This window comes from Noviherbaspirillum sp., from assembly GCF_035944575.1.
Classification (GTDB): domain Bacteria; phylum Pseudomonadota; class Gammaproteobacteria; order Burkholderiales; family Burkholderiaceae_D; genus Noviherbaspirillum.
In genome coordinates this window covers 51302-73541 of the sequence record NZ_DASZBA010000243.1, presented here as the reverse complement: position 1 = coordinate 73541, position 22240 = coordinate 51302, and the positions used below count along the sequence as shown (strand labels likewise).

Here is a 22240-nt window from a genome sequence, read left to right as displayed (position 1 = left end):
CCAATGCATCTGCCGCTGCGCTCGGAGGACTTTGGCCAGCGGCACTTCATCACATCCGATCCAAACGGCGTGCTCATCGACGTAATCAAGGTCATACCGCCTTCGGCGGAGTATGCGTCTCAGTATGACGAGGAAACACTGAAAGCCATGGGCGTCAATCCCGGCCATAAGACGTGAGGTGCGCTGCCTAACAACCGATTGCAGCGGACGGCGCTCATGCGCCGCCGCTGCACCAAAATATTAAATTTTTCCAATGACAGATACCGCGATGACTGAGGCTTTGATACGCGCCGACAAATGGCGCATGGATTGTCTTGCGGTCGTTAAGACGGCCGGTCTTCCGGACTGGCTTGTTGTCGCCGGATTTGTCCGCAACCTGATATGGGATCATCTGCATGGCAAGACGATCCCAACCCCGCTCAATGACGTGGACGTCGCGATCTTCGACCCTTCGGACCTTACTCCCGCAATGGAACAGGATATCGAGTCAATCCTGCGCAGTAAGCGACCCAAGGTGAACTGGCAAGTGCGCAACCAGGCACGCATGCACCTGCGGAATGGACATGCCCCATATCGGGATACCGCCGATGCAATAAGCTACTATCCGGAGCAAGCCACTTGCGTCGGTGTAAGGCTGAGTGCAGCGAGTGAAGTGGAGGTGGCGGCTCCGTTCGGACTCGCGCACAATTGGAATTTATCGATTACGCCGAACCCAAAGGCAGGATACGTGAATTCGGTCTTCATGGACCGCGTAAAGAGCAAGCGCTGGTTGGAAACATGGCCAGCACTGGAAGTCGAGAGCCGTTGTGGAATGTAACACCGCAATGGACTGGGTCGGGTAGACGCCACGGCCGTCATCAAGGCATTAGACGCCACAAGATATACAGCAAAAGACTATGAAGACAATTCTATCCGGACTCCTGCTACTGCCATTGGTATCGTACGCTCAGACAATGCTTAACTTTGATGCGTATGCTCGATCGGAAGTCCCCAATGACGAGATGCTGGTTAACCTTGCAGTCGAAAGAAAAGGTGCTGATATCGGCGCGCTGAATGAAGCGGTGATCGGTGCAATGAGGTCAATTATTTCGGAGGCAAAAGCTGTTCCAGCTGTTAATTCCAAACTCGGCCATATCTCTACCAACCCAAATTACGTCAACAACGCTCAGGATGGATGGGTCGTGCGTGGAGACGTTGTGCTTGATTCAAACGATATGAAAGCGCTTGGTCAGCTCGCAGGAAGGCTTGGTCGGGATCATCAGATATCCGGCGTGAGTTTCCGTCTATCCGAGAATGCAAGAAGAATGGAAGAAAGTGCGCTTCTGCCCCAAGCAGCAGCAAACTTCAAGCGAAAGGCCGCCGAAGCAGCAAATGCATTCGGCTTTAAAAATTACCAGATAAAGCAAATTACCCTTAATCGCCCAGGCGAGTTTCGTCACATTGTGAATTACGGCACAGTAGTCCCCGCATCAACATCGGCTATTCCTGCTGCACGAGGAAATACCGAGGTGATAGTTACAGTTACTGGTGTCGCCTCAATGAAATAGAGCACCGATTGATACTAATATGTCCGTTGAATAGACGGACTGACAGGTCGCTCAGCCGAATAGCGTTGCACACCGATTAGGCTCGGCATTGCACTATTTTCTGAACTATAGTTTGGAGTCGCTTTGGAACCAACCCTTCATTTCTTATGCGGGAAAATGGCAGCGGGTAAAACCACCCTGTCCCGCCAACTGGCGGAACAGCATAACGCCATTCTCATTTGTGAAGACATATGGCTCCAACAGCTATTTCCGACTGAAATTACCAGCTTTGACGACTACCTGAAATATTCGAAACGATTAAAGATGATAGTTGCACCGCATGTCACAGAACTGCTCCTGCAAGGCGTCTCGGTCGTACTCGATTTTCCTGCCAACGTCCCAGCGGCCAGGGCCTGGATGCGAAGCATCTTCGAAGCCGGCAATGCCAGGCATGTCCTGCACTTCGTCAATACACCGAATGAGCGTTGCATCGAACAACTGCAGAAACGCAATCGCGAGAAACCGGCAGGCTCGATGGAAATGACGGTGGAGCAGTTCGAATATATAACCTCGTTGTTCGTTCCGCCGGGCGAGAACGAGGGGTTCAATGTTCGAACTTATGGCTAACATCACGATGAACACCAACACCTTCGGCGAGAGTCATCCCGGACATGCATTGCCAAAGATAGAGGCATGGAGTACTTATGGGAACGCAGTGGGAGCGCGACGTGTTCGGGAAGCCCAACACAAGCCGTCAATTGCTCACATTGCACAAGGAATTATTGAAGTATATGCCCCGGCAAGCCGGGTTATACCGATCATGTCGAGCGTTCAATTCCACAAATGATTACCGGAGTCGTTTCAGAGAAAAATTACCTGGATGCCTATCGCCTTCATCGTCGTCCTGTTGCAATTGCCGTCAACTGGACCGCAGGATTGGTTGCAATGCTTGGGTTTGTGCTCACCGTGCTTGGCGTAAAGCCGTGGGGTATCGTGCTGGCGTTTGGCGGTATCGGCGGATTGATCGGCGAGGCAATCCAGTCGTATCTATACCTGCCGCGAAAGGTCCGCAAGCTGTATTCGCAATACAAGGGAATCGATGCACCGATTACCTATCGTTGGGATTCGAAGAGGTTCTCGGTACATTCAGACCGGGGAAACGGCGATCGGAACTGGGAATCGCTCGTTAAAGTAAGGGAGAACAATGAGCTGTTTCTCCTGTACACCACAGACGCGCTTTTTGAAGTCGTGCCGAAAGCATGGTTCAACAGCACTGCCCAAGCCACCGAGTTTTATCATTATGCCCAGGGAAAGGTGTGATGCCTAGCGTGCCGATCAATGATGACGCACGGATGTATGCTCGATATTGTTCGCGTTAAACATCGGCGTTCAAACATACCGGCAGGCCGCCCCTCGATTGACTGCGGTCAGCATGCAAACAGGGCGGTCTATAGACAGCGCATATCCACAATAGAAAACAATGCGAGAATGCCTCTTTTTCGCATCGAACTTTCCTTTGTCTCCGCCAATCAACAACCTGCGCGGCATTGCCGCGATGCTCACGGCAGTTGTGCTGTTCGCACTAATGGACAGCGTGATGAAACTGCTCGCCGCTCACTATCCTCCATTACAAGTAGCTGCCCTGCGCGGCCTTGCGGCGCTGCCGCTGGTGTGTGCCTGGGTCACCTGGCGCAGCGCGTTGCCTTCGCTATGGAGAGTGCGCTGGCCGCTGCATGTGTTGCGCGGCGTGCTTGCCATATTGATGTTGTCGCTCTTTGTGTTCGCGTTGCGCAGCCTGCCGCTGGCCGAGGCATATACCATCTTCTTCATTTCGCCGTTGTTGATAACGGCCATGTCGGCGCTGATCCTGAAGGAGAAGATCGCCCCCGCGCGCTGGTGGGCCATTGCCGGCGGCATGCTTGGCGTGCTGGTCGTGCTGCGTCCGGGTGGCGATGGACTGCTCAGCCTGGCGGCGCTGGCGGTTCTTGCGTCAGCATCCTGCTATGCGATGCTGGCGATCACGGTGCGCGTCCTGAGTCCTACCGATTCCGGCGAAAGCATGGTGTTCTGGCTCACACTTGCGCTTGCCATCGGCGCTGGGGTGCTTGCGGCCCCGGGCTGGGTCGCGCTGGACAGTGCCCATTTACCGCTGGTGGGCACGCTTGCGGTCACCGGGTTCCTTGGCCAGGTGCTTGTGACCGAAGCATTCCGCAATAGCGAAGGCTCGGCAGTCGCTCCGTTTGAATACACGGCCCTGGCCTGGGCGGCCGGCATGGACTGGCTGATCTGGCAGGCGTTCCCCGACAGCTACACGCTGGCCGGCGCGGCAATCATCATTACCAGCGGCGTATTCTTGGTCCGATCCGAGGGAAAGCGTGTGCGCAAGTAGGCATGGATAAACACGATGCGCCGTATGCTGAATTGCCGGACAAGGCGCGTGGAGACTGGATGGTATGGCAGTGATAACGGGTGCCGGAATCGCCGTTGCCGATCCTCAGCCGGAATTTGCATGGCCGTCATTGCCGCCGGTTTCGATCTGCGGCAGCAGTACCGTATAACAACTGCCAGTGCCGGGGCCCTTGCTGTATGAGGTCACCGTGCCGCCATGCAGCTGCACCAGCTTCTTCGCCAGCATCAGCCCCAGTCCCGATTCACCACGCTGCGCTTTTGCAGGCCCGACCTGCGTGATCGGATCGAATACGTGCGGCAAGGCGTCCGGCACAATGCCGGCGCCGTTGCCGCGCACGCACATCTCGGCCGATTGCCCTGCCGCATGCGCCGACAGCACGACTTGTCCGCCGGGCGGCGTGTGCCGGGCGGCATTGCTTAACAGAGTCACGAACACCTGCACCAGCCGTGCATACTCGCCTATCACAACGATATCGTCGTCATCGAGTTCCAGTTCCAGTTGCTGATGCCGTTCAGCGAGCGTCGAACGTACCTGCTCGATCGCTTCGCTCAGGACCGTCTTGATATCCTGCGGCGACAGGTCGAGCTGGAGCCGGCCATCCTGCATGTGCGATACATCGAGAAGATCGTCGAAAAGTCTGGTGATATGACTGACCTGCCGGCCGATGATGTCGCTGGTTGCGCGGATGCGCGCCGGGTCCTGATCGGTGTATTTCAACAGTTGCGCCGCGGTGCTGATTGGTGTCAGCAGATTCCGCAGTTCGTGCGCGAGCACGGCCAGAAATTCTTCGTGTTGCCGGTCGGCCTGGTGTAACCGTGCTTCCGCTTCGCGCAGCGCGGCTTCCGCACGCTGTCGCGCACTCTCAACCTCATCACGTGTTGTTCCCTCTTTTCTGAACCAGGCGAGAACGATGTCACTGGTATGACGGACGATGGAAAGGACGGCTGACATAATTACTCTATTTTGTGTTTGAGATGATAACCTGGCATGGCGGTACGGGTTGGCCGTAGCCTGCGTCGCATGGTGTTGCGAGTGTGAAATTTTGCCGGGTGATAGACAGTAGATAACCAGCGTACAACATAGTTTCAAAGGGGCAGGCGGCGGCTAACTTTAAGCTAGAATGTTTTTTCCGCAACTTTCCCTTTCGGAATGTTCAATCCCTTCACGTTCGACCGCCCCCTGCTCCGTATCGCCCGCAAGCTGCTTTATGCATGGGTCCGCACCCAGGTGCTGCCGCAGGATCCCGCCTCGCTGGGTCTCGACCCGACCAAACCCGTGGTGTATGTCCTGCAGCGCCGCTTTCTTTCCAATCTGCTGGTGCTGTCGCAGGAGACCGTGCTTGCCGGATTGCCGCCGGCGCTCGCGCCGCTGAATGCCGGCGGCTTGCATGCGTCCCGTGCCTTCTTTTTCCTGTCGCGCCCCGAGCCGTGGATCAAGTCGAAGAAGCCGCCCTATTCCGAATTCCTTATAAGCCTGGTGGAAGCTGCGCGCAATGATCCCGCCTTCGAGGTGCAACTGGTGCCGGTGTCTATCCTTTGGGGCCGCTCGCCCGACAAGGAGCATTCGGTTTGGAAGCTGCTGTTCGCCGACACCTGGGGCAAGCACGGTTCATTCAAGCGGCTGTTCACCGTCCTGTTGCACGGGAAGAACACGCTGGTGCGGTTCAACGCACCGCTGTCGCTGCGCCGGTTCGCCGATGAAGGGCTGGATCAGGAACTGACGCTGCGCAAGATTGCGCGTGTTCTGCGCGGCCACTTCCGGCGCCAGAGAGAGATCACGATCGGTCCCGACCTATCGCACCGCCGTACCCAGCTCGACGAACTGCTTGACGCACCACGTGTCAGGGCGGCGATTGCCACCGAAGCGGAAGCCGGCGGCGCCACCCCGGCCGCCATTGAACGTGCGGAAGCGACGGCGCGCAGCTATGCATGGGAAATTGCTTCCGACTACTCGTATCCGCTGATCCTGATCGCGCGGCGGTTTCTGACCTGGTTGTGGACGCGCCTCTACGACGGCGTGGAGATCGGCAACCTGGATACCGTCACCGGCGTCGCGCCCGATCACGAGATCATCTACGTACCCTGTCACCGCAGCCATATCGATTATCTGCTGTTGTCGTATGTGGTGTTCAATCACGGCCTGATGGTGCCGCATGTCGCCGCCGGCGCGAACCTTAACCTGCCGCTGCTCGGCGGCATACTGCGTCGTGGCGGGGCCTTCTTCCTGCGGCGCTCGTTCAAGGGCAACAAGCTGTATGCGGCGGTGTTCAACGAATACCTGCACATGATGATCGCCAAGGGGTATCCGATTGAATATTTCGTCGAAGGCGGGCGCAGCCGCACCGGCCGCATGCTGCAGCCGATGGCGGGCATGCTGGCGATGACGGTGCAGAGTTTCCTGCGCGATTCGTCGCGGCCGATCGTGTTCGTGCCGGTGTATATCGGCTATGAAAAGCTGTTCGAGGGCCGTACCTATGTCGGCGAGCTGATGGGGCAACCGAAGAAGAAAGAGTCGCTGTTCGACCTGCTGCTGACGCTGCGCGAACTGAAGAAGAACTTCGGCAAGGTCCATGTTAACTTCGGCGAACCGATTCACCTGACGGAAGTGCTCGCCGCCGAACATCCAGGCTGGCAGGACGAGGTGATCGCCGACGATACGCGCCCGACGTGGCTGTCGTCCGGGATCGAACGCCTGATGCGCCGCATCGCCGACGGCATCAACAGCGCGGCGGTGGCCGGCCCTGTCAATCTCACCAGCCTCGCCCTGCTGGCGACGCCGCGTCACGCGCTCGATGCGCGGCAGCTCGCAAAGCAGCTTGACGGTTACCGGCAGCTCGCGCTCGCCGCGCCGTATGCGCAGCGGATGCAGGTGACTGCACTGGACGGCGCGGCGATGGTCGCCTATTGCGAGCGCTTGCGCCTGATCCGTCGCCAGCCGCACGCCCTGGGTGATGTGCTGTTCTTTACGCCGGACGAGGCGGTGCTATCGACCTATGCGCGCAACAACATTCTTCATTTGTATGCGTTGCCCGCGCTGATCGCCTGCCTGCTGGCGCAGAACGTCACGCTCAGCCGCGCCCAATTGCTGGGACTGGTGCACACCGTCTATCCCTTCCTGCGCGCCGAGCTGTTCCTGCGCTGGACCGACGAGGAACTCGACATCGCACTCGATCGTTATCTGGCCGCCCTGACTGGAATGGGATGGCTGGGCCATACGGTGCGCAACGATGTGTACGCCGCGCCGGACGTCAACAGCGACGAATTCGCGCAGCTCGAACTGCTCGGCCAGGCGGTGCGCCCGACGCTGATCCGCTACTTCATCACGCTGGCCATGCTGAGCCGCCGTGGCTCGGGCATCATGACGCCGGCCGAACTGGAAGCGCTTTGTCACTTGCAGGCACAGCGCCTGTCCCTGCTGCGCGAATTCAATGCGCCGGAGTTTTTCGACAAGGCGATCTTCCGCATCTTCATAGACACGCTTACCCGCAGCGGAAGAGCCGAACTCGGCGCGGATGGCAAATTGCATTTCGGCGAGTCGCTCGAAACCGCATCCGGCGAAGCCCGATTCGTACTGCCGCCGGACATGCGGCAAACCATCCTGCACATGGTGCGGCTGGAAGCGGCTGCCGCAAAGGTAGCGGACAAACCGGCGCGCTTGCCGGACAGTGCCGTGTAGGGATGCAATGCGCGCCGGCGTCATCCTATTTGTACGGCTGCTCCTGATCCGTGCCGGCCGTGCAACCGTCGATGGCGTCGCGCAGCTTCGTCATGCTGTACGGCTTGGATAGCATGATGAAGTCATAGTCCGGCAGAGAATTGCCCGGCAGTCCGCCGAAGCCCGACGCAAATATGACCTTCATGCCGTCGGCGCGCCGCACCGCGATGTTGGCGAGATCGACGCCCGACATTCCCGGCAGGCCGATATCCGAGAGAAGCACATCGAAGCTTCTCTGCTCCAGTTGCTCCAGCGCCGCTTCGCCGCTTGCGGCGTGATGGGCGCGATGCCCGAGCATGGCGAGCATCTCGCCGACAAGGTATCGAAAATCCTCGTTGTCCTCCACCACCAGGATGTCGAGGCCGTCGCCGCCCGTCGACGGCGGTTCATCGCCGTGCCGGGCGGCTGGCTGTCGTTCTGCTTGTTCCGCCGGCTGGAGACCTGGAACATCCTTCGTCGCCGCCGCCGCATGGTTCAAAAACCGGGACGCTGTCGCGTCCAGCAGGTCACGGATCTTGCGCGCGAGTTGTTCGCGTTGATAAGGCTTGCTGAGCAGATGCACGCCCGGATCGAGGCGTCCGCTGTGCACGATCGCGTTCTGGGTGTATCCGGAGGTGAACAATACCTTGATGTTCGGGAACAGTAGCTTGGCCTGCCTTGCAAGGTCGGGACTGCGCAGCGACCCAGGCATTACGACATCGGTGAACAACAGATCGACCGCACCATGCTGCCTGAGAATCTCCAGCGCCTGTTCGCCGTGGTCCGCCTTCAGTACCCGATAGCCAAGGTTGCCCAGCATCGCCACGACAGTGGACTGCACCGCCGGATCGTCTTCCACCACGAGGATGGTCTCGCTGCCACCTGTCACCGGCCCATTGATGTTCGTCACCGGCACCGACTCCGGTTCGAATGAACGGGGAAAGTACAACTTGATCGTCGTCCCCTCTCCGACTTCGCTGTATATCCGTATGTGTCCGCCGCTCTGCTTGACGAAGCCGTAGGCCATGCTCAGGCCGAGGCCGGTTCCCTGCCCTTCCGGTTTGGTGGTGAAGAACGGTTCGAACGCGCGCTCGATGGTTTCGGCGGTCATGCCCGAGCCGGTATCCGACATCGCAAGCATGACGTACTGCCCCGCCGCCAGGCCGGGCTCGGCGCGTACATAATCATCGTCCAGCGAAGCGTTGCCGATCTCGATGGTCAGTTTGCCCTGCCCCTGCATCGCGTCGCGCGCATTGATCGCAAGGTTCAGGATCACATGCTCAAGCTGATTCGGATCGATCAATGCATTCCATAGTCCGGCTGCGGCAATGGTTTCGATATCGGTCGTCCCGCCCAATGCCCGCTGCAGCATTTCGTGCATGCCGCGAACGACGCGGGCCAGGTTGGTGGGCACCGGCTGCAGGGGTTGTTTTCGCGCGAATGCCAGCAACTCGGTGGACAGCTTGGCGCCGCGGCGCACCGCATCGATGGCGGCCTCTACCCGTGCCGCCGCGCGGTCGTTGCCGCGCATCTCGGCCTGCAGCAATTGCAGGCTTCCCATGACGACTTGCAGCACGTTATTGAAATCATGCGCGACACCACCGGTCAGCTTGCCGATGGCTTCCAGTTTCTGCGACTGGATCAGGGCGACGCGCGCTTCCTCCATCGAACGCGCATGTTCGGCGGCTTGCCGTTCCGCCGCCTTGCGCTCGGTGATGTCGCGCAGGAACGCGGTGATCACGAAGCGGCGTCCGTCATGGAAGGCGGCAAGCGACACTTCCAGGGGAATTTCTTTGCCGCTTCTGTGCAGGCCGATCATTTCAAGGCGCCGGTTGAGTGCCTGGCGTTTGCCCGCGGCCTTGTCGCTTTCGATCCGTCCTGCCCGGACGAATTCATTGAAGTTGGCGTTATGGCTGGGGCGTTGACCTTTCGGAATGATGAGCGTCGCGAGATCGCTGCCAATCGCTTCGTCGGCGGTCCAGCCGAAGGTGGCGGCGGCCTGCTCGTTCCAGTCGGTGACCCTGCCGTCCTGGCCGACCGCGATGAATGCGTCGTTGGAATTTTTCAGGATCACCGCCATGCGCTGCTGTTCCGCCACGATGCCGGTTACCAGCGGTTGCAGCAGCTTTCGAACCAGTATGGTGCCTGCGGCCACGAACATCAGCAGCAACACCACCAGCAGGTTCAGTTTGTCGCGCATCGGCGCATAGAGCTCATCGACATCGATCGTGTGCACCAATCCAAGGCCGTAGGGATCGAGCGGCGCATGGCCGGCGAGCACCGCGATGCCCCGGAAGTCGGTGACGGTCGCCGCTCCGATTTCACCTCTCAGTGCACGCACGATAGGCTGACCGCGGCTGCCGTCGGTGCCGAACAGCGGTATGCGCTTGCCTGCCGCATAGAAGCGCGTCGGGAAGCACAATGCTTCGTTCGCCTCCCGGCCGCACAGCAGCAGATCGGTCGATGTGCCGGCGCGCTGGCTTTCCTCGATCAGCGTCGTCAGGGAGTGGAGCTGCCGCTCCATCACGACGCGTCCCACGACCCGGAAACCATCGACCACGGGGTTTTCGGCACGGAGGAAAAAGCCGTCATTCCAGAACAGTTCACCCTTGCCGTGGATTAATGACAACGGTACCGACACGGCGGAAGATTCCGCCGTCAGGCGTCCGGCGGTTGCCAGCGTCTTTCCCTGCCGGTCGTCGAACCGGATGCCTTGCGCGCCAAGCGACAGATAGCTTTGGGCGATCTCCGTGATCGCCCTCAGCGAATCGGCATCGTTCGGATTGACGTCCAGATCGCGCAGATGCTCGGGCAGGACCGGAATCATGGCGACCGATTTCGCAAGCAGCGTGGATTGATTCAGCTCATCGGAGATGATGTAGGAGTTGTTCCTCGCCGTATTGCGGATGTTGTCGGCGGCGTTCTTTTCGAACCCCTCCCGCAACACCCAGAACCCGCTCAATCCGGCGGCAATGGCGAACACGGTCAGCAATGCGGCCGCCATGGCAGTGACGCGCTTGTCCTGGTTGGTGATATTGGAGGCCGGACGGACGCGCGTGTTGCGATGGAACATCCACAGGCCGGTGCCGAGTATGCAGAAACCGACGGCAGTCAGGGCAGCCATGCGGTTATAGGTGGCAAGCTGGTACATCGCGTGCAGATTCAGGAAATAACCCAGCAGCGCACTCCAGCCGATGACGAGCACGGCGACAACCAACGCGATGCTGGCCTGCTCCATCCGGTCACGTATGCTGTGGCGGGTGCGCGCCATGAACACAAGTCCGGTCAGCAGGAAGCCGATGCAGGCATTCGGGGCAGTCCTGCCGGGCCTTGAATGCCCGTCGCCCAGCGCGGCATGCACGCTGGTCAGGTCGATCCAAAGGTTGATATCGGTGACGTGCTCGAACAGGATCAGCGTCGACAGGATCACCAGAAAGGGCGGACAAATCGTTCGTACGAGCGCATTTCCGGTATCGCGATGCAGGCAGATCAGCGACAAGCCGGACGCCAGGAACATGAGCGCGGTATTGATGCTCATCGCCACGCTGCCGGGTACTACCGTCACCATGGTTTTATTGCCCAGCATCCAGCCAGCGATCACCAGGCTGCCGATTGCGCAGAGGAGATAGCCGGTCAGTTTCTGGCTTTTTATGGCGACGATAGGCATTCTTTTTCGTTGGTTTTCCAGCTCAGTCCGGCCGGTAAAGTCGATTTGTCAGAGGCCTTATAAGCACGGGAAACGTGAATCAGGAAAGCGCGCCGTAACGGCATCGTGTGGATTGAAAGCGTAGCGGTGATGGTAGCGCAAACCGCTCGCTGAATGAGGGAAAGAAGCCGGTTGGTTGCGCTGGATGAAGATCTGGACACCTTGAGGAGCGAACCGTGAGAGTGTAGGCCGGTTCGGCCTGAACTTGCGGAGAATATTATTCGCGGTACGGCTGGATTGCGGCAATCATGGGAGGCCCGACTTTCTGGCTTCGATCATTTTCATGGTGCGGTAGGCGTCATTCTTGCCAGTGCGGAATTTCTGCCGCCGGTCGCCCAGGAGTTTCCGGAGTTCGGCCACCTTCAAGCCGCTCAATTCATGCATGCGCACCATCAGGCAGGCACCGATCGACCTCTTTCTGTTCCTGATCAGGCTTAATACTGCGGGACGGACACCGAGCAACCTGCACAAGGCAGCATCGCTTTCAACACTGAATTGCTCACGCAGCGCATTCAGCAAACGATCCGGGTCGTATTCGACAACATCATCGTCCATCGTCATATTCATGTTCTTTTCACAACATTGCATAAAACGCAATATTAACGCTCCGATAGGAAAATGGCGATAGGGAAATTTGACCGGACAGCGATGTAATGCGGAGAGCGATGCGTCAGGCCTGTCCGTTCTCTGCCAGAACGAATTGATGCGGCCGCCTGTCATAAGGCGATTGCCCAAGCGCTTTGCGAGGGTATACGCCCCCTGGACACCGGAGAACACGCAAGAATGAATCACCAACGCACTTCATGGCTTGTCGGAAAAGCGCTTTTGATTGGATTGGCGGGAGGCGTTGCCGCCGTCATGTGGCTGCGGGGTGCAGGGCTGAGGCTCCGCAACAGGCGTTATGGAGATACGGAGGTAGAACGCCGCAACCCCATGCATTTTTTTCTTGCAGGCAAACAATATCGTCGGCGCAAGATCGACCGTTCAGGGAGTCGGCCGCTGCTCGATCGCCGGCACGCCGCCCGCAAAAGCGAACCGATCGGTATATGAGGCGGCGTTACGGCAATGGGTTTTGGTCGGGAAATTGCGGCTTGTCCTCCTGCGGCATCGCATCCTGTGCTTCCGCTGCCTGTGGCTTGTCCGGCCCGTCTACCCGCACGACGGCCTTCAGTCTCTGGAGGCGGGCATATTCCTCCGGGTCTTCCTTGGCCAGGCGTTTCTCGCGCCATTTGTAATACACCATCAGTCCAAGGGTCGCAGCCGCACCGATCGCCAGTTTTCCCTTGTGTTCGTCCAGTACATTCTTGACGGCGCTCGTGACACCGGTGCCGGGTTCGGTTTGGGTCTCGGGCGGACTATCTGGAGCGGGATTTTCCTCCGAAGGATCAGGATTGACGGTTGTGTTTTCTGACATTTGTTAACCTCGGTTTTTGGGGAACATCTCAGTCATTGCCTCTATGCGTAGAAAAGTCGGCAATATTTAGTCATCTAATCGCCTCAGTGGTTCTTGACGCGGTTCATTTTTTTGACTTTCCGCCGGGAAATACAGAAATTTAACGCTTTTCCCGGTTGCCTTCAGGTGGCGGTCCCGTGCCGCTTCGCAGGACCGGCGCCGACGCCAGAACCTGCTCCGGACAACAGGGTCGAACTTGTTTGTTTTTGTGGACCCTGAATGTATGCGCCAGCAATCCCTTCTCGCTGACACGGCCGGCATTCCCATGCCGGGGCCAGACAATACGGCCAGGGTGGTCGATGTGCATGAGAGGTTGTGCCGGGAGTACGGTTGCCCTGCCCGCTATTTTCATGACATCGACCCGCTCAGCGAACTGATCTCGGCGATGCTCTCACATCGCACCCGCAACCAGGATTCCGCCCATGCCTTCCGGCAGTTGCGGGAGCGCTTCCCCAATTGGGAGTCGGTGCGTGACGCACCGGTCGCCGATGTGCAGGATGCCATTGCCGCCTGCACCTGGCCGGAGCAGAAAGCGCCGCGCCTGCAATCGGTGCTGCGGGAAATTGCCGCGCGCTGCAACGGCGAGCTATCGCTCGACTTTCTCCGCGACTGGCCGGTGGAACGGGCGCGCCAATGGCTGGAACGCCTGCCGGGCGTCGGACCGAAAACCAGCGCCGCCGTCATCTCCTTCAGCACGATTCGCGGCAAGGCGCTTCCGGTGGATAGTCATCATTTCCGTGTCGCGGCCCGGATCGGACTGATCCCCTCCGGGATGGCAGTGGGTCCATCACATCGCATACTGGAAGCCCAGCTTCCGGCCGAATGGGACGCGCAGCAGGTGTATGACAACCACCAAGTGATCATGAAACACGGAAAGAAGATCTGCACCCATCAGCAGCCGCGATGCGGCGCCTGCGTGGTGCTGGATTTGTGCGATTACGGGCAGGACAGGATGGGTGCGCCGGTCGGACCGGAAAACACCATGGATTGAGAGGAATACGCCCGACCGGGTTGGCGCCGGCCGGGCATTGATCAGCAACTTGTGCCGGGAAAAACCACGGTGCCGGCAGCCGCGCCTGCACCGTCCGTCATCAGGGCGACGGGAAGTTGAAGCTTGTCGCCTCCTTGATCACTTGCAGCGAGTCACGCGGCGTCAGGAACCGGTCTGCCACCAATTTGTGCGCATTGTCGACGACCTTGCTCACATAATCGCCCTTGCTCGGATACAGCTGGGCGAGGCGCGCGCTGTTGAACGGGATCTCGTGTCCCGCGATGAAGCAGAAGCTCGCTCCGGTCGAACTGCCGTTCCAGGTACTGGTCGGCACATCCACGTACGGCGAGCGCAGTCCGCCGACCACATTGCCGTAGGCGTCGGTCACCGGCTTGCCATCGACCACCTGGATCGGCGGCGCGCTCGGCGGCGCGATGCCCCGCTGCACCCACAGATCGAGATTCTGCCAGAGGGCGTTGAAGTGGATTTCGGACGGGAAGCGGCTGCGCGGTCCTTCATTGCAGGCCATCGGCGGTACGCTGCGTCCGGCTGCCTGGATGTCCGCCGGTGCCGCGGCCGAATACAACTCGCCCGGAGTCGCATGGCCCGTGCCTGCCATCTCGTAGTGCCGGAATCGATCCGCCGGCGCGTCACTGTCCGGCCGGCGGGAACCGATGCCGATCAGGTAGTCCGACTGGGACATCACGTGGATGATGGGTACGCCGACATCCTTGAACTGCCGGCGCGGATCAGTCACGGCGGGCGGCGTCGCGCACTGGTTGATCGCGCTGATGCCGGCGAAGGCGCCGCCTGCTACTGCAACCAGGTAAGCGTCGTAGATGGGGGCGCCATATCGCTTGACGTCCAGTGGATGAATGGCGTTGATGTAGGTGTACAGGTAGCCGCCGCTCTGAGAGTATCCGAATCCATAGAGACGCTCCACGGTGAATCCCGCTTCCTTGCGCAGCGGATTGGATTTCTCATTGCTCTTGAGCCATGCGCCCACCTGGCTGTACATATCCCAGAACAGGCCATTCTCGGTACTGCGCGAGCTGTCGCCCGCGATGATGGTGCTGATTGCCGCGTCGGGACAATTCCGCGAATCGGAAAGCGGCAAGGGATTGGCCCAGGACAGGGATGCATAGCGCTGCGGGTTGAACCGTTTCAGGGTCTCGGCGGTGACCGGCTTGCTGGTGATACCGACCCAGACATCGCCGTTATTGACGAAATGCTTGCCGGACAGGCCCCATCCGATATTCAGGTCGAACAGGTTGGATGCGTTCAGAATTTCGACCACAACATTGCCGCTGAACTTTTTGCCGTCCGCCGGACGACGGATCAGCACCCGTGTCGTGTACGGCACGTCGGGCGTGCGAACGACGGCGGGGCCGGGCGCCGGCCAGTCGTACACATTCGCCTTGCCGCTCACGAAGTATTCCTCTTCCACATAGCCGACCGCTTTCAGGTCTTCCGGCTGTAGCGTGCGGTCAGCCGCGCCGAACGGATAGGAGGTCGGCGTGACGGCAACCGGTCCGGTGACGGAGGGCAGCGCGATGACGTTGGTATTGGTGGCAGTCTCCGGAAGCGCCGATGATGAGCCGCCGCCGCAGGCGGCCAGTATGAGGCTGCCTGCCAGGCCGCACAGGCTGGTAGCAAGTTTGTTTCGCATGATGGATTTGTCTCCTGATGGTTGTTCGAGTTGGTTTTTCCACGCGCTGAAACGCCACATCCTGCTTGTCGATCTCCGATCTCGGGATATCTCACATGCCAAATTGATAGATATCGAAAACAAAATATGTTCGTTTCGTCACCATATTATCTAAATTACATTTCGTTCGCAATGCAAAACAATGACCCATTCTTGCAAACTCCACAGGCAGATCAAATTAACCAATTCTTTTTCGCAACCCATTGTTATTACAGCGGTTTTTCACATAGAACAATAGTATCCGAGGCCTTACATACAAACCATAAAGGCAAAGATATTCCACTATGCAGAACTTAATCATTCGTTTTACAAACTTTTTTGGTCTTGTTTAAGCGTTTGTGGCAATTAAAGCCGAGCACGGAAAAAGCAAAAGAGCAAATTCGAATAATTCAGAAAAGAATCGAACAAACGCTCATCGAAAGCATCGATCAGCATCCGAAGCGTTCGCCTCGGGCTTGCTGTTGGTGTGAGTTCGCAGTCTGCCGCTGTGTCCGAGGAAAAGATGAAGCGGGCCAAGAACCGCCAGCCACGCTGCTGCACGATGGACATCCGCCACCTCAAGGACGCGGGGCGAAGCAAAGTGGCAAGTCCGGAAAAATTGCAGTGGATTTGAGGAACGGACGACGGCCTGATTCCATTTTGCAGAGGACCCGCAAACCCGCGTAAAATGCCGCCCATGCGGGTGTAGCTCAATGGTAGAGCAGAAGCTTCCCAAGCTAGTATAGAAACCCCGTCATTCCGCGCCTTCCCGCCTCAAATCCGCTCCGCAAAAATTGAAATAACACCGCTCTGAAAGCTAATAACGGCGCGGGGTCGTACTTTTTTGCGGAGCAAATTTCACGCTCTGTTTTGACTGCGCCGCTGTGCGCTTAAGGGAGATGGGAATGGATAAAGACGAAGTGCTGGCGCTGGCGAAGGAAGCGGGCGGATTCAAGTCGTTCCGCGAGTCGATTGCGTTCTATCCGGATGCGCTTGTGCGCTTTGCCGCTCTACTGGCAGCCAAGCAGCAACCGCGCTGGAAGCCGCGCCCTATGGCAAGCGTGCCGCATCCAAATGACATCTCAAAGAGGGTTGTTGGCTTTGTGGTTGATAACAATGGGGCCGACATGCCGAGCGTGCAGCTTGAGGCAATCCTTGCCGCCCCCTGTTCCAGCGCAGCCGGTAGCGGAGCGGGAGCCAAAGCGGTGGAACTCGGGCAATGAGTTTTTGCCATTCCATCCGCAGGCATCGCATGTGTCGCCGGAATATCGGCAGGGATGGAACGACTGTTACGAACTAGCCCGCGCTCAGGATAAGGAAGAAATTAATCGCTTGAGCCAAGTCGATAGAAAAAAATAGTGCCAAAAAGGCCCCCTTGTCCTTTCAAGGGCTAAATGGCTTTTTGCAAATCGACTCGCTATTATTCTCTCTCGCTCACGCCGTGGGCATAACGAGGGAAAAGAATGAGCAGATATAAACTGGAAGAAATCGACGTTCGAAAGCTGGCGCGCTCGATTGAGTCATATGAAGGCACGATCACACACGTTGCAACTGCAGTGGTAGTTGATACCCAAAGTCGAACTATGGAGATGCTGCGCCTTTCTGTTTGGCCTGCTACAACCGAAGAAGAGGCAAAGCGATTGGCGACCGAAGAAGTGCAGAAGTTGATGCTCCGGCAGTAATTCACTCCATGCACGCCCTACCCGTAATCAAAAATGTTTGCTCCGAGGCGATCGAGGCCCGCGAGGATGACAAAGAACACTGGCGCAACGATTTCTGTGCCATCGTCGCCCCTGAAGTCGTGCTCTCGCTCATTGCCGATCTAGAAAAGCCGCCACGGATCAGCGAGGAAGAACTGCAGGCGCTTGGCAAGCTGGTGCGCGACTTGACCGGGTTTATCAAGCTCAGAACGGGCGATGCGTCCGATCCGGTGCGGGATGATCTGCTATTGCAGGCCCGGCAGTTACTCGGTCTAGCCGGAATCTAACAAGGAGGATCTATGAGCAACAAGCCATTAATGACTGATAGACAAATGCTTGAACTCGCGGCCAAAGCGGCGGACATTACCGGAACATGGGCGGCAGTGCACCAGGCTTATGGCAAGCCTCCTGTCGAAGGCATCAATACGGGATCTCCGATTTTTTGGAATCCGTTGACAGATGACGGCGATGCGCTGCGTCTGGCGGTAAAGCTGGATATGGATATCATCTGCGAAGGCGCCAAGAATCAAACTCGTGTCAGCTGTCCGGTAAACGCCATTGGTTTTGACTTAACCAATGACGATCGGATGGCCGCTACCCGCCGCGCCATTGTTCGTGCTGCCGTTGCTATCGGCTCGGCGTAGGTTGGCGTAGTCTCCGCCATGCCATTCAAGCCGCCACTTACCCGAGAGCAATTAACCGAGATACAGGAGCGCAACCGGGAGAACGAAGACGTCATCACCCTCCTGTGGGAGATAAAACGTCTGCGTGCCCTCGTCCTGCGAGCCGATCAGGTGCAGCGTTCCATCACCCCAGGCTCCGGGGCGGAGATGGTCATCGGCGTATTGCGCAAGGAGCTGGAGGGAGAGCCGTGTATCGCGGAGCAGTCGAGGTTGGATTTGTAAGCCAACATTCTCTGCTAAACTTACTTGCAGTCAACCTTTTGTTGGACCACTATGTATCCTGAGGCCGCCCCCAATACCGTTTCAGTGATCATTCCTACGACATGCGAGCTTAAGCGAGCATCCTACATCGAGCGTGCGATTCAGAGCGTCTTATCTCAAACCGGCGTCGACATTGAACTGATCGTAGTTGTAAACGGCAACCGTTACGACGACGGCATCTTTACAACGTTACAGTCAGACCACCGAATCAAAGTAATTAAACGCGCAGAAGGCAACGTCTCGAAGGCCCGCTATTTTGGACTGGCTGCAGCCCGAGGTGCGTTTTATTGTTTCCTCGACGACGATGACGAGTTCTTGCCCGGAGCGATGAAGACGCGGGCTGATTTTCTGGTAAAGCACCCTGATGCGGATGTCGTGGTCACAAATGGCTACATCAACACGCCGGATGACGCGCCACTGGTACGTGAGTCAGCAGAACAAATCAACAAGGATCCCGCCCTTGCCTTCCTTCGGTCAAACTGGTTTGCCTCTCCCGCGTCGATGTTCCGAGCCAGTACTGTTGACTTGAGCCTTTTGGACATTGAATACAAGTTTTTTGAGTGGACGTATCTGTTCTTCCTCTTACTGTCGAACGGCAAATCAATTAAATTTGATCCATCGATGACGTATCGCGTAACAGTGGACAATCCATTGTCGGCCTCAAAGTCGAAGGAATACTTGCTGTCACATGCGACGTTCCTAGGATCTCTTCAATCTTTGAATCTGAATTCGCATGTTAAAAGAGCGCTCATACCGAAGTACCAGGCGGCTCTGAACGGAGCGGCTAACTTACACCTCAAAGATGGCATGATGAAGGCGGCATGGGCGGCGCATCTAAAATGCCTGATGAGCGGCGGGTGGCGCTACCTCCCCTATACCCGACGTCTAATATTTCCGACATTTTTCCGCCCTGCGGTCCGAATTTAGTTGGAACGACGCATGAAACAGTTCATCTCCAAGAGACCACCATTGCTTATCCGGCTTACCACCGAGAGATTGTGCAAATCGAATCCTGCAGACTCGTAGACGGCCAACGCTTCTAAGTAGTGAGGCATGTTCTTGTAAAGTGGCTGGACCGAGAGTTCAGATTGAAGACCCTTGATGCTGGAGATGCAATCTGATGCGCCTTTAAAAACCTCCAAGTCGTAGCCTTGGGTGTCCATCTTTAGAAAAACGTTTTTGCAGCCCAACCCGCTAATAAGCGCAGGGAACATAGCGTCAAGTCTTTTGACTGCTACTTGTTCAGATCGCGTATTTTTCTCCGCCGTTTTGGACTCCAGCAAAGAACTCATTACCGTGAGTTTAGGTACGTTTATTAATAGCGATTCCTCTCTGCTTCCGAGTGCCATTTGATACCCCCGCCATTTGGCATCATCCATGAAGCTTTTCTTCATGATGCCAAACTCAGTGGATATTGGTTCAAACGAAACAATATGGCCGGTATAGCCAATATCCCTTAACTCTTGTGCATACTGCCCGCGATTTGCTCCAACATCTAATACGCAATCAATTTCCAATTGCTGCAATAGGTGCCGCAGGGACGATAGTTCATTTACCCGATCAAGCTGCTGCTCTGGGAGGCGCAAGCCTTTGGATACACTCCATGTTGCCAATGACTTGGCAATATTTTTGGCCATTTCGTTGTCCCCACGGCAAGTTAAGCAAAGTTGCATTTTGGTAAAAATGACAATTTACCATACGCTTGCCCAAGATTGCCACATGCCAGCCCATAGCATCGCCATGGCATAGGCGCTCACCGATCCAATCCCTTCAGGAATAGCAATCTCTCCGCATGGCGTCGCCGCGTCAGCCCGGCAAGCACCCTTCCCCCGCCTTTATTCCAGAGCAGAATCGAGTCTGCAGCCTTGGCTAGATCGCCGCGCTTGATGTGCCGACATACCGAACTGGCCCCAAAGGCGCCAAGGCCAATGTTGTATGCCAGCGAAGTGCAGGCTGCGGCCATTTCGGGAGGCAGCAGGTATAGCGCCGGACACCGTTTGTAGACGCCGAGCAGGTACTGCTTCAGCCGAAGCTCGAGCGTCATGTCCGCCTGCTCCTGCGTCCACCGGGTTTCCGGCGTGATGTGCGGTCCGGTTTCGCCCCATCCGATCGTCAGGACATTTGCCGGGCACAGGTACGGCTTCAACAGATAGCCGTCCGACGTTCGGACCTTGCGATGACACCCTTCGAACGGCTTGACGACTTCTGCCGCCAGTTCGACTATGTCGTTCATTTGTGCTTGTCGAATACACGGCCAACGAACCAGAACGCCAGAATGCCCGACAGCATCGCCCGGTCTTCATGGTCGTAGATGTGCAGGATCGCTTCCCATCCTGACAAGCCCGAGCGCAGCGACACGATGAACATTGCGATCTTGACCACTCCATACAGCAGGAGCATGTAATAGGTGGTCAGCGGACGTACTGCGAAATTGGCTGCATCCACCCATGTAATGCCGGTTTTCTGCATCTGAGCTTTCACCGCGGCGCCCTGCACTTTCAGCATTTCAAGCGCCGTGTCGATGTTGCCCTGAACGACCATTTCATCCACGCGCGCAGCCGCACGGGTTTGCTCGAGCTGAAACTGGCGATCCAGCATGTCGAGTTCGTGCTTGTTGTCTGTCTTCTTGTTCAGGAAGTTGAAAATTTCGGGCAGCAAACGCATCAGGCCGCCGCCGAACATGGAGATGAGAGTGAGAATCATGGTGCGCTCCTTGTCTGCTTCATTTCGTTAATCTGCCGCTGCAAGTCCGCCACTTCGAGGTTGCGCAATTCGCTTCTATGCCCGAGCGCGATGATCTTGGCGTGGTCTGTTTCGATGCGGTCATATGCCCACTTGCTGGAAAACACCAGCACCATGGACACGAAGCCGGAAAATACTTTCATCGCAAAGATTGCGCCCTGCACCTTGTTCGCCTTTTCCTCCAAGGTGCTGACGCGGGTTGCAGTAGCGGTGTTCTGCAAGATGTGATGCTGCTGGCAGTTCTTTATATCGTGCGCCAGTTCCCGAATCTCACGCTGCTGGTTGTCGTGCCGGATTGCCTGTTCGCCAACCGCTTTGTCGAGCGACACGACAGAATCGATGGACTTCTCCATGCGATTGAATCGGTCGGCCATTGCCTGGATGAGTCCTTTGACCGCGCCGATTTCAGCGTGGATTTCCTCGTTTGTCATGTGCTTCCTTTAAGCGGTTGACGTAAAAAAACCGCCAGAAGGCGGTTGTCTGAAAGCACGTAACGCACTATGCAAAGTGCCGGGATCGTATCGGTGCGGATCTTCAAACCCGAGCGCGGCGGCCATCGCTTCGCTGCAAAACCACTTGCGCTTGTCGTGTCCGATCGGTGACAGGATGAAATGGATGTTGCCGAGGATGTCGTAGGGTTGCCCCATGTGCTGCATGAACCAGTCGCGTGCCGGCACTTCCAGATACAGCGGCAAGTCGACGAAATCCCAGTGGTCCGGATTGAAGTCGATTTTCTTGAACCGCACGCCACCATCCATAAAGGAAGACGATGCCGACCGCCCATCGAAGAACACCAGCTCGCAATGCGAATATGGCGAACGTGTCCACCACCGCACAAGGCGGTTATAGATGCCGGGGATGCCGGGCCGGGTTCCCTTATAGAACGCAGCGCGCAGCATGGTCAGACTTTCTTTGCCGCAGCGATGAACAGCGCATCAATCTGCGCCTCGGACAGGCCCAGCGACGGAGCCAGCATCTTCAAGAGCGGATCGTCGCGCCGCATGTTGTTGGAATATTCGAATTTCTGCTGCGCCTTCTTGCGTGCCTTGGCGTCGGGAATTGCCGCCATAGCCGCCTCGACATCGTCGAGCAAGTCGGCATCGATCATCGCATCACGCGCCTGCCACATGGCGACCTGTTCCGGCACGACTGGCGCCGGTGGTGTCGGCGGCACATAGGCGGCATTGAGCACCAGCGCGCCATTTTCCAGCTTGTACTTGCCAGGCGCGAAGTCGACCGCTGCCGCCTCGATGACGCTGGCGTTGGCATTGGTGAAGCATAGCCAGCGCTCGCCGGCAAAGTCGATATGGTCGGCGCTGAAGGTTGCCGGTTTCCTGCTTTGCGCGAGTGCCGTGCCGGTTGCATTGTCGATCAGATAGAACATGATA

Annotated in this window: 25 protein-coding genes; 14 read left to right on the top strand and 11 right to left on the bottom strand. The window is 57.5% G+C overall.

The genetic code is table 11. From position 1 onward, the window contains the following. Positions 1-253 precede the first annotated feature (253 nt). The 5 genes from VGU61_RS20040 to VGU61_RS20020 all read left to right on the top strand — a co-directional run bounded on the left by VGU61_RS20040 (position 254) and on the right by VGU61_RS20020 (position 3915). The gene (locus VGU61_RS20040) at positions 254-817 is read left to right on the top strand and encodes a nucleotidyltransferase family protein (RefSeq protein WP_326861059.1); all 564 of its coding nucleotides are present in this window, start codon (positions 254-256) and stop codon (positions 815-817) included. A 79-nt stretch (positions 818-896) separates the two neighbouring features. Further along, the gene (locus tag VGU61_RS20035; protein ID WP_326861058.1) at positions 897-1547 is read left to right on the top strand and encodes an SIMPL domain-containing protein; all 651 of its coding nucleotides are present in this window, start codon (positions 897-899) and stop codon (positions 1545-1547) included. A gap of 123 nt (positions 1548-1670) precedes the next feature. Further along, positions 1671-2153, top strand: coding sequence for an ATP-binding protein (locus VGU61_RS20030; RefSeq protein ID WP_326861057.1), 483 nt, complete (start codon positions 1671-1673; stop codon positions 2151-2153). A 216-nt stretch (positions 2154-2369) separates the two neighbouring features. Further along, positions 2370-2846 (top strand): YcxB family protein, encoded by a 477-nt coding sequence (locus VGU61_RS20025; RefSeq protein WP_326861056.1) that lies wholly within the window; start codon positions 2370-2372, stop codon positions 2844-2846. A 196-nt stretch (positions 2847-3042) separates the two neighbouring features. Continuing rightward, positions 3043-3915 carry a DMT family transporter gene (locus tag VGU61_RS20020; RefSeq protein WP_326861055.1) on the top strand — a complete coding sequence of 291 codons (873 nt, stop codon included), beginning with the start codon at positions 3043-3045 and terminating at the stop codon, positions 3913-3915. Between the two features lie 105 nt (positions 3916-4020). Here VGU61_RS20020 and VGU61_RS20015 read toward each other — a convergent pair whose 3' ends face one another. Further along, positions 4021-4887 (bottom strand): HAMP domain-containing sensor histidine kinase, encoded by an 867-nt coding sequence (locus VGU61_RS20015; RefSeq protein WP_326861054.1) that lies wholly within the window; start codon positions 4885-4887, stop codon positions 4021-4023. Positions 4888-5085: 198 nt separating this feature from the next. On the opposite strand from VGU61_RS20015, the gene plsB reads away from it, so the two are divergent. Continuing rightward, positions 5086-7611 carry a glycerol-3-phosphate 1-O-acyltransferase PlsB gene (plsB, locus tag VGU61_RS20010; protein WP_326861053.1) on the top strand — a complete coding sequence of 842 codons (2526 nt, stop codon included), beginning with the start codon at positions 5086-5088 and terminating at the stop codon, positions 7609-7611. A gap of 25 nt (positions 7612-7636) precedes the next feature. On the opposite strand, the gene VGU61_RS20005 is transcribed toward plsB, so the two are convergent. Next, positions 7637-11296 (bottom strand): response regulator, encoded by a 3660-nt coding sequence (locus VGU61_RS20005; RefSeq protein WP_326861052.1) that lies wholly within the window; start codon positions 11294-11296, stop codon positions 7637-7639. 285 nt (positions 11297-11581) lie between these two features. Further along, entirely contained in the window at positions 11582-12055 is a 474-nt protein-coding gene (locus tag VGU61_RS20000; RefSeq protein ID WP_326861051.1) for a hypothetical protein, read from the bottom strand. Positions 12056-12118: 63 nt separating this feature from the next. Here VGU61_RS20000 and VGU61_RS19995 point away from each other — a divergent pair, with 63 nt between their 5' ends. Continuing rightward, a complete protein-coding gene (locus VGU61_RS19995; RefSeq protein WP_326861050.1) occupies positions 12119-12385 on the top strand; it encodes a hypothetical protein in 267 nt (88 codons plus the stop codon). A gap of 7 nt (positions 12386-12392) precedes the next feature. Here the strand turns inward: VGU61_RS19995 and VGU61_RS19990 are convergent, their stop codons facing one another. Next, positions 12393-12749 (bottom strand): hypothetical protein, encoded by a 357-nt coding sequence (locus VGU61_RS19990; protein ID WP_326861049.1) that lies wholly within the window; start codon positions 12747-12749, stop codon positions 12393-12395. 262 nt (positions 12750-13011) lie between these two features. On the opposite strand from VGU61_RS19990, the gene VGU61_RS19985 reads away from it, so the two are divergent. After that, complete coding sequence (locus tag VGU61_RS19985) at positions 13012-13779, top strand: hypothetical protein (protein WP_326861048.1); 768 nt, start codon at positions 13012-13014, stop codon at positions 13777-13779. 100 nt (positions 13780-13879) lie between these two features. On the opposite strand, the gene VGU61_RS19980 is transcribed toward VGU61_RS19985, so the two are convergent. Next, positions 13880-15448 carry an alpha/beta hydrolase domain-containing protein gene (locus VGU61_RS19980; protein WP_326861047.1) on the bottom strand — a complete coding sequence of 523 codons (1569 nt, stop codon included), beginning with the start codon at positions 15446-15448 and terminating at the stop codon, positions 13880-13882. 923 nt (positions 15449-16371) lie between these two features. On the opposite strand from VGU61_RS19980, the gene VGU61_RS19975 reads away from it, so the two are divergent. The 6 genes from VGU61_RS19975 to VGU61_RS19950 all read left to right on the top strand — a co-directional run bounded on the left by VGU61_RS19975 (position 16372) and on the right by VGU61_RS19950 (position 19037). Next, entirely contained in the window at positions 16372-16689 is a 318-nt protein-coding gene (locus VGU61_RS19975) for a hypothetical protein (RefSeq protein WP_326861046.1), read from the top strand. A gap of 240 nt (positions 16690-16929) precedes the next feature. Then, positions 16930-17148 carry a hypothetical protein gene (locus VGU61_RS19970; RefSeq protein ID WP_326861045.1) on the top strand — a complete coding sequence of 73 codons (219 nt, stop codon included), beginning with the start codon at positions 16930-16932 and terminating at the stop codon, positions 17146-17148. Between the two features lie 8 nt (positions 17149-17156). Beyond that, a complete protein-coding gene (locus VGU61_RS19965; RefSeq protein ID WP_326861044.1) occupies positions 17157-17453 on the top strand; it encodes a hypothetical protein in 297 nt (98 codons plus the stop codon). A 12-nt stretch (positions 17454-17465) separates the two neighbouring features. After that, positions 17466-17810 (top strand): hypothetical protein, encoded by a 345-nt coding sequence (locus VGU61_RS19960; RefSeq protein WP_326861043.1) that lies wholly within the window; start codon positions 17466-17468, stop codon positions 17808-17810. A gap of 18 nt (positions 17811-17828) precedes the next feature. After that, a complete protein-coding gene (locus VGU61_RS19955) occupies positions 17829-18071 on the top strand; it encodes a hypothetical protein (RefSeq protein WP_326861042.1) in 243 nt (80 codons plus the stop codon). Between the two features lie 51 nt (positions 18072-18122). Continuing rightward, positions 18123-19037 carry a glycosyltransferase family 2 protein gene (locus tag VGU61_RS19950; RefSeq protein WP_326861041.1) on the top strand — a complete coding sequence of 305 codons (915 nt, stop codon included), beginning with the start codon at positions 18123-18125 and terminating at the stop codon, positions 19035-19037. Here VGU61_RS19950 and VGU61_RS19945 read toward each other — a convergent pair. The 6 genes from VGU61_RS19945 to VGU61_RS19920 form a co-directional block, all read right to left on the bottom strand. Continuing rightward, positions 19034-19747: an FkbM family methyltransferase gene (locus tag VGU61_RS19945; RefSeq protein ID WP_326861040.1), complete on the bottom strand. Its 714-nt coding sequence runs from the start codon at positions 19745-19747 to the stop codon at positions 19034-19036. The genes VGU61_RS19950 and VGU61_RS19945 overlap by 4 nt on opposite strands. A gap of 116 nt (positions 19748-19863) precedes the next feature. Then, the gene (locus VGU61_RS19940) at positions 19864-20343 is read right to left on the bottom strand and encodes a lysozyme (RefSeq protein ID WP_326861039.1); all 480 of its coding nucleotides are present in this window, start codon (positions 20341-20343) and stop codon (positions 19864-19866) included. Beyond that, positions 20340-20813 carry a hypothetical protein gene (locus tag VGU61_RS19935; protein ID WP_326861038.1) on the bottom strand — a complete coding sequence of 158 codons (474 nt, stop codon included), beginning with the start codon at positions 20811-20813 and terminating at the stop codon, positions 20340-20342. Before VGU61_RS19935 ends, VGU61_RS19940 begins: the two co-directional genes overlap by 4 nt. Next, positions 20810-21283, bottom strand: coding sequence for a hypothetical protein (locus tag VGU61_RS19930; RefSeq protein WP_326861037.1), 474 nt, complete (start codon positions 21281-21283; stop codon positions 20810-20812). Before VGU61_RS19930 ends, VGU61_RS19935 begins: the two co-directional genes overlap by 4 nt. A gap of 9 nt (positions 21284-21292) precedes the next feature. After that, positions 21293-21751 carry a hypothetical protein gene (locus VGU61_RS19925; RefSeq protein ID WP_326861036.1) on the bottom strand — a complete coding sequence of 153 codons (459 nt, stop codon included), beginning with the start codon at positions 21749-21751 and terminating at the stop codon, positions 21293-21295. 2 nt (positions 21752-21753) lie between these two features. Beyond that, a complete protein-coding gene (locus VGU61_RS19920; protein ID WP_326861035.1) occupies positions 21754-22236 on the bottom strand; it encodes a hypothetical protein in 483 nt (160 codons plus the stop codon). Positions 22237-22240: the final 4 nt, after the last annotated feature.

Excerpts from the sequence above, each read along its gene's own strand:
- VGU61_RS20040 (WP_326861059.1), top strand. The coding sequence starts at position 254 with ATGACAGATACCGCGATGACTGAGGCTTTGATACGCGCCGACAAATGG.
- VGU61_RS20035 (WP_326861058.1), top strand. The coding sequence starts at position 897 with ATGAAGACAATTCTATCCGGACTCCTGCTACTGCCATTGGTATCGTAC.
- VGU61_RS20025 (WP_326861056.1), top strand. The coding sequence starts at position 2,370 with ATGATTACCGGAGTCGTTTCAGAGAAAAATTACCTGGATGCCTATCGC.
- VGU61_RS20015 (WP_326861054.1), bottom strand. The coding sequence starts at position 4,887 with ATGTCAGCCGTCCTTTCCATCGTCCGTCATACCAGTGACATCGTTCTC.
- plsB (WP_326861053.1), top strand. The coding sequence starts at position 5,086 with ATGTTCAATCCCTTCACGTTCGACCGCCCCCTGCTCCGTATCGCCCGC.
- VGU61_RS20005 (WP_326861052.1), bottom strand. The coding sequence starts at position 11,296 with ATGCCTATCGTCGCCATAAAAAGCCAGAAACTGACCGGCTATCTCCTC.
- VGU61_RS20000 (WP_326861051.1), bottom strand. The coding sequence starts at position 12,055 with ATGACAGGCGGCCGCATCAATTCGTTCTGGCAGAGAACGGACAGGCCT.
- VGU61_RS19995 (WP_326861050.1), top strand. The coding sequence starts at position 12,119 with ATGAATCACCAACGCACTTCATGGCTTGTCGGAAAAGCGCTTTTGATT.
- VGU61_RS19990 (WP_326861049.1), bottom strand. The coding sequence starts at position 12,749 with ATGTCAGAAAACACAACCGTCAATCCTGATCCTTCGGAGGAAAATCCC.
- VGU61_RS19985 (WP_326861048.1), top strand. The coding sequence starts at position 13,012 with ATGCGCCAGCAATCCCTTCTCGCTGACACGGCCGGCATTCCCATGCCG.
- VGU61_RS19980 (WP_326861047.1), bottom strand. The coding sequence starts at position 15,448 with ATGCGAAACAAACTTGCTACCAGCCTGTGCGGCCTGGCAGGCAGCCTC.
- VGU61_RS19975 (WP_326861046.1), top strand. The coding sequence starts at position 16,372 with ATGGATAAAGACGAAGTGCTGGCGCTGGCGAAGGAAGCGGGCGGATTC.
- VGU61_RS19970 (WP_326861045.1), top strand. The coding sequence starts at position 16,930 with ATGAGCAGATATAAACTGGAAGAAATCGACGTTCGAAAGCTGGCGCGC.
- VGU61_RS19965 (WP_326861044.1), top strand. The coding sequence starts at position 17,157 with ATGCACGCCCTACCCGTAATCAAAAATGTTTGCTCCGAGGCGATCGAG.
- VGU61_RS19960 (WP_326861043.1), top strand. The coding sequence starts at position 17,466 with ATGAGCAACAAGCCATTAATGACTGATAGACAAATGCTTGAACTCGCG.
- VGU61_RS19955 (WP_326861042.1), top strand. The coding sequence starts at position 17,829 with ATGCCATTCAAGCCGCCACTTACCCGAGAGCAATTAACCGAGATACAG.
- VGU61_RS19950 (WP_326861041.1), top strand. The coding sequence starts at position 18,123 with ATGTATCCTGAGGCCGCCCCCAATACCGTTTCAGTGATCATTCCTACG.
- VGU61_RS19945 (WP_326861040.1), bottom strand. The coding sequence starts at position 19,747 with ATGGCCAAAAATATTGCCAAGTCATTGGCAACATGGAGTGTATCCAAA.
- VGU61_RS19940 (WP_326861039.1), bottom strand. The coding sequence starts at position 20,343 with ATGAACGACATAGTCGAACTGGCGGCAGAAGTCGTCAAGCCGTTCGAA.
- VGU61_RS19935 (WP_326861038.1), bottom strand. The coding sequence starts at position 20,813 with ATGATTCTCACTCTCATCTCCATGTTCGGCGGCGGCCTGATGCGTTTG.
- VGU61_RS19930 (WP_326861037.1), bottom strand. The coding sequence starts at position 21,283 with ATGACAAACGAGGAAATCCACGCTGAAATCGGCGCGGTCAAAGGACTC.
- VGU61_RS19925 (WP_326861036.1), bottom strand. The coding sequence starts at position 21,751 with ATGCTGCGCGCTGCGTTCTATAAGGGAACCCGGCCCGGCATCCCCGGC.
- VGU61_RS19920 (WP_326861035.1), bottom strand. The coding sequence starts at position 22,236 with ATGTTCTATCTGATCGACAATGCAACCGGCACGGCACTCGCGCAAAGC.